Annotated in this window: 11 protein-coding genes; 2 read left to right on the forward strand and 9 right to left on the reverse strand. The window is 64.1% G+C overall.

Features of this window, described 5'->3' with window-relative positions:
• Nucleotides 1–130 precede the first annotated feature (130 nt).
• The 5 genes from EN990_RS04865 to EN990_RS04885 all read right to left on the reverse strand — a co-directional run bounded on the left by EN990_RS04865 (nucleotide 131) and on the right by EN990_RS04885 (nucleotide 6,246).
• Complete coding sequence (locus tag EN990_RS04865) at nucleotides 131–349, reverse strand: hypothetical protein (RefSeq protein ID WP_027161053.1); 219 nt, start codon at nucleotides 347–349, stop codon at nucleotides 131–133.
• A gap of 58 nt (nucleotides 350–407) precedes the next feature.
• On the reverse strand, nucleotides 408–1,325 hold the full coding sequence (gene iolE, locus EN990_RS04870) for a myo-inosose-2 dehydratase (protein ID WP_127368109.1): 918 nt from the start codon (nucleotides 1,323–1,325) through the stop codon (nucleotides 408–410).
• 114 nt (nucleotides 1,326–1,439) lie between these two features.
• Nucleotides 1,440–3,290: a 3D-(3,5/4)-trihydroxycyclohexane-1,2-dione acylhydrolase (decyclizing) gene (gene iolD / locus EN990_RS04875; RefSeq protein ID WP_127368110.1), complete on the reverse strand. Its 1,851-nt coding sequence runs from the start codon at nucleotides 3,288–3,290 to the stop codon at nucleotides 1,440–1,442.
• 34 nt (nucleotides 3,291–3,324) lie between these two features.
• Nucleotides 3,325–5,259, reverse strand: coding sequence for a 5-dehydro-2-deoxygluconokinase (gene iolC / locus EN990_RS04880; RefSeq protein ID WP_063169770.1), 1,935 nt, complete (start codon nucleotides 5,257–5,259; stop codon nucleotides 3,325–3,327).
• 141 nt (nucleotides 5,260–5,400) lie between these two features.
• Nucleotides 5,401–6,246, reverse strand: coding sequence for a MurR/RpiR family transcriptional regulator (locus tag EN990_RS04885; protein WP_164753509.1), 846 nt, complete (start codon nucleotides 6,244–6,246; stop codon nucleotides 5,401–5,403).
• Between the two features lie 155 nt (nucleotides 6,247–6,401).
• On the opposite strand from EN990_RS04885, the gene EN990_RS04890 reads away from it, so the two are divergent.
• Complete coding sequence (locus EN990_RS04890; RefSeq protein WP_127368112.1) at nucleotides 6,402–7,511, forward strand: Gfo/Idh/MocA family oxidoreductase; 1,110 nt, start codon at nucleotides 6,402–6,404, stop codon at nucleotides 7,509–7,511.
• Nucleotides 7,512–7,523: 12 nt separating this feature from the next.
• Here the strand turns inward: EN990_RS04890 and EN990_RS04895 are convergent, their stop codons facing one another.
• Nucleotides 7,524–8,225 carry a YafY family protein gene (locus tag EN990_RS04895; RefSeq protein ID WP_127368113.1) on the reverse strand — a complete coding sequence of 234 codons (702 nt, stop codon included), beginning with the start codon at nucleotides 8,223–8,225 and terminating at the stop codon, nucleotides 7,524–7,526.
• Nucleotides 8,226–8,354: 129 nt separating this feature from the next.
• Here EN990_RS04895 and EN990_RS04900 point away from each other — a divergent pair, with 129 nt between their 5' ends.
• Complete coding sequence (locus tag EN990_RS04900; protein ID WP_013528367.1) at nucleotides 8,355–8,990, forward strand: LysE family translocator; 636 nt, start codon at nucleotides 8,355–8,357, stop codon at nucleotides 8,988–8,990.
• A 34-nt stretch (nucleotides 8,991–9,024) separates the two neighbouring features.
• On the opposite strand, the gene EN990_RS04905 is transcribed toward EN990_RS04900, so the two are convergent.
• The 3 genes from EN990_RS04905 to iolG all read right to left on the reverse strand — a co-directional run bounded on the left by EN990_RS04905 (nucleotide 9,025) and on the right by iolG (nucleotide 12,458).
• Nucleotides 9,025–10,116 (reverse strand): 3-deoxy-7-phosphoheptulonate synthase, encoded by a 1,092-nt coding sequence (locus EN990_RS04905; RefSeq protein WP_127384666.1) that lies wholly within the window; start codon nucleotides 10,114–10,116, stop codon nucleotides 9,025–9,027.
• A 517-nt stretch (nucleotides 10,117–10,633) separates the two neighbouring features.
• Nucleotides 10,634–11,428, reverse strand: a complete 795-nt coding sequence (locus tag EN990_RS04915; RefSeq protein WP_013528365.1) for an SDR family oxidoreductase — start codon at nucleotides 11,426–11,428, stop codon at nucleotides 10,634–10,636.
• A gap of 34 nt (nucleotides 11,429–11,462) precedes the next feature.
• Nucleotides 11,463–12,458, reverse strand: a complete 996-nt coding sequence (gene iolG, locus EN990_RS04920; protein WP_013528364.1) for an inositol 2-dehydrogenase — start codon at nucleotides 12,456–12,458, stop codon at nucleotides 11,463–11,465.
• Nucleotides 12,459–12,531 lie beyond the last annotated feature (73 nt).

The raw sequence follows: 12,531 nt of genomic DNA on the forward strand, positions 1-12,531 counted from the left end.
ATCTTCGAGATCGGCCGAAGCCTCTCAACTTCGTCATCCTAGGGCCTAGCAGGAGCGAAGCTCCGTCGCGGAGACCCTAGGATGACGAAGTTAGAAGCACTGGAAGCTAACCGCCGACGCATGCGATCAGTCACTCCTTCGGCTCGGGCCCGACCGGAGGCCTCGCCTCGTCAGCAGGCTTGTAGAGATAAAAAAACTGCCAGACGGCGTAGCCGGCGAAGCCGAGCGCGATCATGCCCCAGAACGGCGTGCCGGTGGCGAACTCGATGATCGACCAGATGACGCAGACCGCGACGACGGCGACACGCCGCCACAAAGGCCGGAAGAAGGGGTGTTCGGAATCTTTCATCGGGCCAATCTACAGCAATCGGCCTCGCCGGGAACCCGTCGCACCAGCCATTGGGAGACTAGACATTTGGAAAGCCTTGCGTCTCGACCGTGTATCCGGCCGCCGTCATGACGCGCATCAATTCCTCGTAGCCCACTTGCGCCATCTTGAGCGGCGGGTTCTTCTTCGGGTCCTGCTCGGCCTCGACCACGAACCAGCCCTCATAGCCATGGTCGGCGAAGCGCTGCACGATGGCGCCGAAGTCCAGCGAACCGTCGCCCGGCACGGTGAAGGCGCCGAGCGCCACCGCGTCGAGGAAGGACTGCTTCGTGCGGTCGAGCTTTTCGATCACCCCCATGCGGACGTCCTTCACATGCACATGGCTGATCCGGGTATGATGGTTGTCGATGGCGCGCAGCACGTCGCCGCCGGCGAATGCCAGATGGCCTGCATCGAGCAGCAGCGGAATGCCGGCTCCGGAATAGCGCATGAAGGCATCGAGTTCCGGCTCGGTCTCAACCACTGCCGCCATGTGGTGGTGGTAGGACAACGGCATGCCCTGTTCGGCGCACCATTCGCCAAACGCGGTCAGGCGTTTCGCATAAGCCTTCATCTCGTCGTCCGACAGCTTCGGCTTGGTCGCCAGCGGCTTCGAGCGGTCGCCCTGGATCGAACGGCCAACCTCGCCATAGACGATGCAAGGCGCGTTCACCGCCTTGAACAGGTCGATCATCGGCTGGATGCGATCCTTGTTGTCGGCCATCTCCCCATCGACCAGCGTGCCCGAGAACCAGCCGCCGCACAGCGTGACGTCGGCGGCCTTCAGGATCGGCAGCATGATTTCGGGGTCATTGGGAAAACGCCGGCCCATCTCCATGCCGGTGAAGCCGGCCGAGCGCGACTGGCGCAGACATTCTTCCAGCGACACGTCATCGCTGAGCTCCGCAAGATCGTCGTTCCACCACGCAATGGGGGACATGCCCAGTTTGGCTTTCAAGTCGTCACTCCGGTCCTAAAACAGTTTCTTGCTCGTTGGCGCCGCCCCTCATCTGCCTGCCGGCATCTTCTCCCCGTGTAGAGACAGGGAGAAGGAGGAGCTTCGGCGCCTCTATCAATCGCCGATGGTCTGCATCTGCCGCTTTTCGTCATACGCCTTGCGCGCCGCGTTGACCTGCGGCCGCACTGACACTTCCGGCACCGCCACATCCCACCAGTGACCGCCGGCATCGGTGGAAACCAGCGGGTCGGTGTCGATGACGAGCACCGTGGTGCGCGTATTCTTCCTGGCTTGTGCCAGCGCGTTTTCCAGCCCGGCGATCGACGGCACTTTCTCGGCAATCGCCCCCATGCTCGCCGCATGCGCGGCGAAGTCGATGTCGGGCAGAACCTCGTGGCGCGAGTCCTTCAGCAGATTGTTGAAGTTGGCGCCGCCGGTCGCCATCTGCAGCCGGTTGATGCAGCCGTAACCGCGGTTGTCGAGCAGCACGATGGTCAGCTTGAGGCCGAGCATCACCGAGGTGGCGATCTCCGAATTCATCATCAGGTAGGAGCCGTCGCCGATCATGACGACGATCTCCTCGCCGGGCTTCGCCATCTTGGCGCCGAGCCCGCCGGCAATCTCATAGCCCATGGTCGAGAAGCCGTATTCGCCATGGTACGAGCCGGGCGCGCCCGCCTGCCAAAGCTTGTGCAATTCGCCCGGCAACCCGCCGGAGGCATTCAGCAGCGTCACACCGGAGCCCATGGCGCGCTGCACCGCGCCGATCACCTGCGCATCGGACGGATAGGCGGCATTGGTCGACGCCGTCACCTTGGCCGCCTCGACCGCCCAGGCCTTCTTGCCGGAGGACGCATTGTCGGTCCAGCTTGCCGGCGCCTTCCAGTCCTTCAGCGCAGCACCGAGTTCCCCCAGGCCCTCGGCCGCATCGGCCACCAGCGGCAGGGCGCGGTGCTTGCCGGCATCGAAGGGCTGCACGTTGAGCCCGATGATGGTCTTGCCCGAATTCTTGAACAGCGCCCACGAACCGGTGGTGAAATCCTGCAGGCGCGTGCCGATGGCCAGCACGACATCGGCTTCCTCAGCCAGCCGGTTGGCGGCAGAAGTGCCGGTGACGCCGACCGCCGCCATGTTGAGCGGGTGGTTGTCCGGCAGCGAGGATTTGCCGCCTTGCGTCTCGCAGACAGGAATGCCGGCGCCCTCGGCGAATTTCGCCAGTTCGTCCGACGCCTGCGAATAGAGGACACCGCCGCCGGCGATCACCAACGGCTTTTTTGCACCCTTGAGCGCGGCGACCGCGGCCGCCAGTTCCTGGCGATCCGGGCGCGGCCGGCGCTGGTGCCAGACCCGCTCCGCGAAAAAACTCTCGGGATAGTCATAGGCCTCGGCCTGGACGTCCTGGCAGAGCGACAGCGTCACCGGGCCGCATTCGGCCGGATCGGTCAGCACGGCCATGGCACGGCTCAGCGCAGGAATGATCTGCTCCGGCCGGGTGATGCGGTCGAAATAGCGCGAAACCGGACGGAAGCAGTCGTTGACCGTCGCCGTGCCGTCGGAAAAATCCTCGGCCTGCTGCAGCACCGGGTCGGGGATGCGGTTGGCGAAGACATCGCCTGGCAAAAACAGGACGGGCAACCTGTTTACATGGGCGAGCGCCGCCGCCGTCACCATGTTGAGCGCGCCGGGGCCGATCGAGGACGTCGCGGCCATGAAGCGGCGGCGGAAATTGGCCTTGGCGTAGGCGATTGCCGCATGCGCCATCGCCTGTTCGTTGTGGGCGCGAAAGGTCGGCAGTTCGTCGCGCACCTGATAGAGCGCCTCGCCGATGCCGGCGACATTGCCGTGGCCGAAGATCGCCCAGACGCCGCCGAAGATCGGGACTTTGCTACCGTCGATCTCAGTCATCTGGCGCGACAGGAAGCGGGTCAGCGCCTGCGCCATCGTCAGGCGGATTGTCTTGCTCATGGTGTTTTCCTCCGCAGTCCTATTCCGCGCCTTCTTATGCCGCCTTGCGGCCGCGCGCGGCAAGCCACGCATCCGTCAACTGTTCGAAGCGCTGCGCCATGTCGGCGATCGCCTCGTCATCCGACATCCTGCCGGCCAGCCATTGTTCGGCCGCATGGACGAAGATGGTGCGGCCGACGGCAAAACCCTTGACGATGGGTGCCTTGGCGGTGGCGGCGAACGCCGCTTCCAGCTCGTCCTGCGGCGCTTCCAGGCCCAGCAGCACGACGCCGCGGCACCAGGGGTCGTGCTTCAGGATCACGGCCTCGATCTTCGCCCAGGCGCCGCTCGACGCCTGCGGCTCGAGCTTCCACCAGTCCGGCTTGATGCCGAGCGCATAGAGTTCCTCCAGCGCGCGCGGGATCGTCGTGTCGTCGAGCTTGCCATGCTTGCCGGCAATGATCTCGATGAGAAGTTCCCTGCCGACCTTCCGCGCGGCTTCGAACAGCGCGCGCAACTTCTGCTGCTGTTCGTCCTTGAGCGCCGCCGGATCGTCGGGATGATAGAAGCACAGGCATTTGATGCAATGGTCGACCGGCCACTCGGTGAGCTGCGAGCCGATGTCCTGCGAGAACTCGAAGCGCAGCGGCCGCGAACCCGGCAGCTCCACCGGCCGCCCGAGCCAGGCGAAGGAATGCCTGGCGAATTCGAACATCGCCTTGCGGCCGTGTTTCTCGTCGATCAGCATGCCGTAGCCGTCGCGGCCGGCGGCAACCTTCGCCGCCGCCTTGACCGCCAGCACCTTGAAATCCTGGATGCGTGCGGGATCGGCACCGGCCTTCGCCGCCACATCCTCGAGCTGCACGCGGTGGTCGCAGGCGAGCGCCATCATCGAGGGAATGTCGCGCCGGCGCGTCGTTGCCCAATGGATGTGGTTGATCGCCTCGTCCTTGCGCAACGCCAGATGCCTGCTGCCGTTCTTGAGGAAGAACCGCAGCTCCTCGAAGGTCGGATATTCCGGCGCGCAGAGCAGCCGCGACACGGCGAAGGCGCCGCAGGCATTGGCCCAGGTCGCCGCCGTCGCATGGTCTTCGCCACCCAGCCAGCCGCGCAGGAAGCCCGACATGAAGGCGTCGCCGGCGCCGAGCACATTGTAGATCTCGATCGGAAACCCCTTGCCGACGACGCCGTCCTCGAGATCGTCGCTGATCGGTCCGTCATAGACGATGCAGCCCATCGCGCCGCGCTTCAGGACGATGGTGGCGGACGACAGCGAGCGGATTGTCTTCAAGGCGCTCAGGCAATCATCGGCGCCCGACGCGATCATGATCTCTTCCTCGGTGCCGACGATGAGGTCGCAGTCGGGCAGCACCGTCTTCAGCTGCGCCGAGACCCGGTCCGATTTCACATAGCGCTCGAACCCTTCGGCATGGCCGGCGAGGCCCCACAGGTTCGGCCGGTAGTCGATGTCGAACACCACCTTGCCGCCCTTGGCCTTCATGATGCGGATCGCCTTGCGCTGCGCGGCATCGCTGTTGGGCCTGGAAAAATGCGTGCCGGTGACGACGATCGAGCGCGCCGAGGCGATGAAGGCCTCATCGATGTCTTCCGGCGCCAGCGCCATGTCGGCGCAGTCCGAGCGATAGAAGATCATCGGCGAGACGCCTTCGTCCTCGACCGACAGCAGCACCAGTGCGGTTAGCCGCTCCTTGTCGGTCTTGAGCCCGTCGACATTGACGCCTTCACGCGTCAGCTGCTCGCGGATGAAGCGGCCCATCTGCTCGTCGCCGACGCGGGTGAGCAGCGCCGAGCGCAGGCCGAGCCTGGCGGTGCCGACCGAGATGTTGGCCGGGCAGCCGCCGACCGACTTGGCGAAGGAGGTGATGTCCTCCAGCCGCGAGCCGATCTGCTGGCCGTAAAGGTCGACGGAAGCGCGACCGATGGTGATGACGTCGAGCGGCGCGTATTCAGCGTCCACGGCTTCGCTCATTGGAACCTCCCGTCGGCCTTGTTGTGTTGGGGTACACGCGCGAGCGGCAGCGTGGCGCCGGGAATATGAAATAATAATTCCAATCCATAGTCAATATGGAATGAGCATTCCTTCGGTGAAAAGTACCTTTTCGGCGGTGGATCAGGCCTTGCGCTTCCTGCCCGTGCCGCGCCGCTTCTCGCCGACGCCGACGGTCAGCGCCATGGCCAGCGCCATTGTCGCCGACAGTGAGCGGAAGCCGGCGAAATCGGCCTCGGCAACCTCGAACCAGACCTTGGCGAACTGGGCGAGCGGCGAAAACGAGCTGTCGGTGATGGCGACGATCGGCACGCCCTGTTCCGAGATGCTGCGCGCCTCCTCGATCGTGGCCGGCGCGTAGGGCGAGAAGGAGATGGCGATGACGGCATCCGCCGGCGTGGCGAAGCCGATCATCTCGGCATTCAGCCCGGCCGCCGATTCGATCAGCTGGTTGCGGATCTTCAGCTTGCCCAGTGCATAGGCGATGTAGGACGCCACCGGATAGGAGCGCCGCTTGGCCAGCACATAGATGGTTTCCGCCTTTGCCAGCAGGGAAATAGCGTCTTCCAGATGCGCTTCGTCCAGCGTGCGCGAGATATCGTTGAGCGAGGTCGAGGCGGCGGCGACGAAGCCGTCGAAGATCGCCCGGTGGCCGGCGCCTCCCTCAGCCTTGACGCGCAGCGCCTGCAGCCTTTCGTCATAGGATGAGTTGCGCTCGCGCAGCCGCTCGCGAAACACCTGCTGCAGGCTGGTGAAACCATCGAAGCCAAGCTGCTGGGCAAATCGGATCAGGGTCGAAGGCTGCACGCCGGCCGAAGCGGCGATGCTGGCGGCGGTGCCGAAGGCGATATCGTCTGGATTGTCGAGCGCATGGGCAGCGATCTGGGCGATGCGTTTCGGCAGGCTTTCGCGTCGCTCCAGGATGGTGGTGCGCAGCGTCTCGAAATCGCGAGGTATCCGTTCGTCCATCGTCGCTCTGTCCAGGCTCATGCGTGAAGCATCCTCTGTGCCTCATCATAGCGAGCCTGCGCAAGAACACCATAAAAAATGAGGCAGACATTCCATTTCAGGAGAAAATGGACTAATTCATCCACGCAGCGCTTCAAGCAGTGGAGAAACGGAAAATGGTCGGCGTCGGTCTCATCGGTACGGGTTTCATGGGCAAGTGTCACGCCATCGCATGGAGTGCCGTCAGCGCCGTCTTTCCCGACGTGGCCAAGCCACGGCTGGTCCATCTCGGCGAGGTCAATGAAGAGCTTGCCCGGCGCAAGGCGGGCGAGTTCGGTTTCGCCAAGGCGTCGGGCGACTGGCGCGCCGTCGTCAACGATCCCGAAGTCGACATCGTCTCGCTGACCACGCCCAACCAGTTCCATCCGGAAATGGCCATCGCGGTTCTTCAGGTAGGCAAGCATCTGTGGTGCGAAAAGCCGATGGCGCCGAGCTTTGCCGAGGCCGAGGCGATGGCGGCGGCGGCGAAAAAGTCCGGCAAGGTCGCGGCGCTCGGCTACAACTACATCCAGAGCCCGGCCATCCGCCATATCGGCGCGCTGCTGGAAGAGAAGATCATCGGCGAGGTCAACCATCTGCGCATCGAGATGGACGAGGACTTCATGGCCGACCCCGAAGCGCTGTTCTTCTGGAAGCACGAAGCAGCTTCCGGCTATGGCGCGCTCGACGATTTCGCCGTGCATCCGCTGTCTCTGGTCTCAGCCCTGTTCGGCCGCGTCGCCAGTGTCATCTGCGACATGGCTAAACCCTATGCCGATCGCAAGCTGGCCAGCGGCGGTCGTCGCGCGGTGGAGACCTACGACATCGCCAGCGTGCTGATGCATCTGGAAAACGGCATTGCCGGCACGCTGCTGGTCAACCGCTCGGCCTGGGGCCGCAAGGGCCGCATCGCCGTCCAGATATTCGGCTCGAAGGGGTCGATCCTGTTCGACCAGGAACGCTCGAACGAATTCCAGCTCTATCTCACATCAGACCGCCCCACCGAACAGGGCTACCGCACCGTCCTGGTGGCGCCGCACCACAAGCCCTATGACCTCTTTGTGCCGGCGCCAGGCCATGGCCTCGGCTTCAACGATCTCAAGATCATCGAGTGCCACGAATTGCTGACGCGATTGGCCGGCAAGCCCGCGCGACTCATCGAATTCGCCGAGGGGCTGGAGATCGAGCGCACGGTGCACGCCATGGCGCGTTCGTTCGAGGCAAAGCGCTGGGTCGATGTGAGGTGACCTCCGCTCGCTTCAGACTACGGTGGCAGCGACGTTCGTCTCCCACCCGCTCACCCAGACCTGCCGCAGCCGGTCGCCTTCGCCCTTGAAGCGTAGCCCCGTCGCCTGGCAATCCTCGATCCGGTCGCTGCGGAAATTGCGGATCGCCTGGCGCAGCTCGCACCAGGCGACGATGTTGGCGGTTTCGGCGTAGTAGATCAGCGCGATCGGGCGGATGAGGCGCTCGGAGGCGCGGCCCATTTCGTCTCGATAGGAGAGGTCGAGCTTCTCCTCGTCGCGGATGGCGCGTCGCACCAGCGCAAGGTCGATCGCGCCGGTCGAGGGCGCGGCGAAACCCCAGGCATGCAGCGCATTGGCGTCGAATGCCTGCCGCAAGGGTGGCGGCACCGCGCCGGCGATCTTGGCGCTGACGCGCTTGGCCGCCTGCTTGAGTTCATTGTCGCCGGTGCGCTCCAGCAGCGCCAGCGACAGGACGATCGCCTCCATCTCCTCGATCGAAAACATCAGCGGCGGCAGGTCGAAGCCGGGGCGCAGGATGTAGCCGATGCCGCGGCCCCCTTCGATAGGCACGCGCATCGCCTGCAGCGCTGCGATGTCGCGATAGATCGAGCGCACCGTCACTTCCAGCCGCTCGGCAATCGTCGCCGCCGTCACCGGCTGCCGCGCCAGCCGCAGGATCTGGATGATCTCGAACAGGCGCGACGCCTTGCGCATTTTTTACCCCAGGTTGCGCGCCCAACTGACACACCATTGTCAGTTGGGCTGACCTATAGGAGCGCCTATCGGATTGAAAATCAACAGGTTCCGCTGCGGCTTGGCCGGGCGAGGCGATAGGCAACTGACATGGACTACGCGGCAAACCTCTGGCTTTTCTTTATCCTGCTGTTCGGCATCATCGCCGTTCCGGGCATGGATATGCTCTTCGTGCTTGCCAATGCACTGACCGGCGGACGCGACAGGGGTCTCGCCGCGACCGGCGGCATCATGGTCGGCGGCATGGTGCATACGCTGAACGGCGCCATCGGCGTCGGCCTGCTGATGCATTTCGTGCCGATCCTGTTCAAGCCGCTTCTGCTTGCCGGCGCCGCCTACATGGCCTTCATAGGCATCACGCTGATGCGCAGTTCCATCATCGTCGGCCAGGAGGGGCCTGCCGGCAGCCGTTCCGCATGGAAGGCGTTTCGCCAGGGGTTTGTGACCTGCCTGATCAACCCGAAGGCATACCTGTTCGTGCTTGCCGTCTACCCGCAGTTCCTGAAACCGGACTACGGTCCGATCTGGATGCAGGCGACGGTCATGGGGCTGCTGACCGTGGTGACGCAGGCTGCGATCTATGGCGGGCTGGCTATCACGGCCGGCCGCAGCCGCAACCTTCTGATCGCCAATCCGCGGGCGACCATTTTTGCCGGCCGGGCGGCCGGACTGCTGCTCTTTGCCGTATCGGTGTTCACGGCATGGGAAGGATTAAGGGCGGCGTAATCCCGGTCACCGCCGCCCACTTCCCTATGCCCTGTCAGGCAGCTCCCTGCCGGTTGTCGATCATGGCGCGGCGTGCCGAGCGGCGCCACTCGACGGCGCCGGCAAGGCCGTGCAGCACGGTCTCGGTGGTCGCCCAGTCGATGCAGCCATCGGTGATGCTCTGGCCATAGACCAGCGGCTTGCCCGGCACCACGTCCTGCCGGCCGGCGACGAGATTGCTCTCGATCATCAGGCCGATGATGCGCTCGTCGCCTGCCGCGACCTGGCCGGCGACATCTGCCGCCACCTTGGGCTGGTTCTCGGGCTTCTTGGCCGAGTTGGCGTGGCTGACGTCGATCATCAGACGGGGCGCAACGCCGATGCGGGCGAGTTCCACAGCGGCGGCTTCGACGCTCGCCGCGTCATAGTTGGGCTGAACGCCGCCGCGCAGGATAACGTGGCAGTCCTCATTGCCCGTGGTCGTGGCGATGCCGCTGCGCCCGCCCTTGGTCACCGCCATGAAATGATGCGGCTGCGCGGCGGATTTCACCGCCTCGGCGGCTATGCGCAGATTGCCGTCGGTGCCGTTCTTGAAGCCGACCGGGCAGGAGAGGCCCGAGGCCAGTTCGCGGTGGATCTGGCTCTCGGTCGTGCGCGCGCCGATCGCGCCCCAGGCCACGAGGTCGGCAATGTATTGCGGGGTGGTCATGTCGAGGAATTCGGTCGCCGCCGGCAGGCCGAGATTGTTGACGGCCGACAGCACATTGCGTGCCATCCGCAGCCCCTTGTCGATGTTGAAGCTGCCGTCGAGGTCGGGATCGTTGATGAGGCCTTTCCAGCCGACCGTCGTGCGCGGCTTTTCGAAATAGACCCGCATCACGATCTCCAGCCGGTCCGACAGGCTCTCGCGCAGCGCCGCCAGACGGCTGGCGTAGTCGACGGCCGCGACCGGATCGTGGATCGAACACGGGCCGACGATGACGAGCAGCCGGTCGTCGGTCCCGTTCAAGATGGCATGGGTTGCGTTGCGCGATGCGCTGACGGTGCGCGTCGCCGTCAAAGTGCGCGGTATCTCCCGCATCACCTCGTCCGGTGTGCTCAGTTCTCGGATTTCCTTGACCCGGAGGTCGTCTGTGGTGGTCAACACGGCTTTCTGCTCCTGTCGAGAGCATGATGCCGAAAAGTGTGAAGCGGTTTTCGGACGACATCATGCTCCTCTTTGATTTAGAGGAAACCTGCCGGCTGAAAACAAAAAAGCCGCCAGGTATGGCGGCTGTTCGGATCTTGTTGCTGCAATCTTCAGATCGAGCGCAATCCTCCCGCCGCCAGCGAGCTCCTAAAGTACCAATATGTGGCGGTCAGGTTGATCATGAGGCTCATATAGTCGATGCGGAGGCACTTGTCACGTGCCCTGATGCGGAGACAATTCGGGATGGCCGAAGCACCCAAACTTCGTCCTCCCTGGGCGGAGCAGGAGCGAAGCTCCGTCGCGGAGACCCTGGGATCCATTCCGTGACTTTGGCCGAATGGTGCAGCGGAGCAGAATTCCGCACCGCAGCAACGCTCAGAAGTCGCGGCATGGATCCTCGGGTCTGCGCTGCGTCGCTACGCTCCTTGCTCCGCCCGTGGATGACGAAGTGATGGGCGTTTGAGACTCGCCGGCGTTACTCCGGTGACGCCCCCGCAATGCTTTGATCGTAGTCGACCAGCGACCCGGTCATGACACCGGACTGCGGGCTGACCATGTAGCTGATCAGACGGGCAAGCTGGTCCGGCTTGACCAACTGGCCCATCGGCTGCGTCGCTTCGGCTTTCGCCAGCCAGTCGTCCGGCGCGTCGTGCCACTTCTTCTGCACGATGTCCTCGCCTTCCGTATCCATCCAGCCGGGCAGCACCGCATTGCAGCGGATGCGGTTGTAGCGATAAGCATTGGCGACGTTCTTGGTCAGCGTCATCAGCGCGCCCTTGCTGGTCGAATAGGGCGTCAGGAACGACTGGCCGGTATGCGCCGACATCGACAGCACGTTGACGATCGAGCCGGGTGCCTTCTTCTCAAGGAGATGCGCCACCACGCCCTGCATCAGGAAGAACGGGCCGCGCACATTGGTATCGAAAATCGTATCGAACAACTCTTCGGAGGTTTCGACCAGCGAACCGCGCGCCGAAGTGGCGGCGGCGTTGACCAGCGCGTTGACGGTGCCGAAATGCGAGATCGCGGTGGCGACCGCGCGCTTGCAGTCCGCCACTTTTGACACATCGGCGCTGATGAAAATCGCATCGACGCCGGCTTTCTTGAAATGGGCGACAGCCTTGTCGCCCTTCTCCTGCGAGCGGCCGATGAGCGCCAGTGCCCGGCAGCCTTCATCGGCCAAGGCCTCGGCGACGGCAAAGCCAATGCCTTGCGCGCCGCCGGTGACGATGGCGCGTGTCTGTGAATTGCGATCGGCTGATGCGCTCATCGCTCTGCTCCTGTGGTTTTTCCTAAGGGTTCTCTTACTTGTCGAGACGGACGGTCTTGCCGGTCGTTGCTGATTTCAGCGCTGCGTCGGCCAGTTTCAGCGCCACCAGTCCGTCCGCGCCGCTCGGCGCGGCCTTCTTGCCTAATGTCGCTGCGGCGATGAAAGCAGCGATCTCATTGGCATAGGCGTCGAGATAGCGGGTCATGAAGAAGTCGTGCAGCGGCGGGCGGGTATAGCCCTTCTCGTTGGCCAGCTCGATCGACACCGGGCGCTGGTTCTCGGCCGCGACCATGCCTTTCGAGCCATGCACCTCGATGCGCTGGTCGTAGCCATAGGTGGCGCGGCGCGAGTTGGAGATGACGGCCTGCTTGCCGGAAGCGGTTTCGAGGATGACACTGACGCTATCGAAATCGCCGGCATCACCGATCTTCTTGTCGACCAGCACCGAGGCATGGGCGCTGACCGCCACGACCTCTTCGCCGAGCAGGAAGCGCGCCATGTCGAAATCATGGATGGTCATGTCGCGAAAAATGCCGCCCGAACGCTTGATGTAGTCGATCGGCGGCGCGCCGGGATCGCGCGAGGTGATGGTGACCATCTCGACGGTGCCGATGGCGCCGTCGTCGATCGCCTTGCGCACGGCGGCGAAGTGTGGATCGAAGCGCCTGTTGAAGCCGACCATCAGCGTCGCCTTGGTCTTCTCGACCACGGCCAGGCATTTCTCGACGCGCTTGACGTCGAGGTCGATCGGCTTCTCGCAGAAGATCGCCTTGCCGGCCTTGGCGAAGCGCTCGATCAGATCGGCATGGGTGTCGGTCGGCGTGCAGATGATGACGGCGTCGATATCTCCGGCTTTCTCGATGTCCTCGATGCTGCGCACCTCGGCGCCATAGGCGCTGGCCAGTTCGGTGGCCGCCTTCTCGAACGCATCGGCAACCGCAACCAGTTTGGCCTGCGGATTGGAGCCGACGGCACGGGCGTGGACCTTGCCGATGCGGCCGGCACCGAGGAGAGCGAAGCGAACGGTCATGGGTATTTCCTCTGGGGGGATGGGTTGGAGAGAGTTGTCCGCACCTTGCTTTTGGGGAAAGGTGGCAAGGCTA

Origin of the sequence: Mesorhizobium sp. M7A.F.Ca.US.005.03.1.1, assembly GCF_003997975.1 — a bacterium.
GTDB classification, from domain to species: Bacteria; Pseudomonadota; Alphaproteobacteria; order Rhizobiales; family Rhizobiaceae; genus Mesorhizobium; species Mesorhizobium ciceri.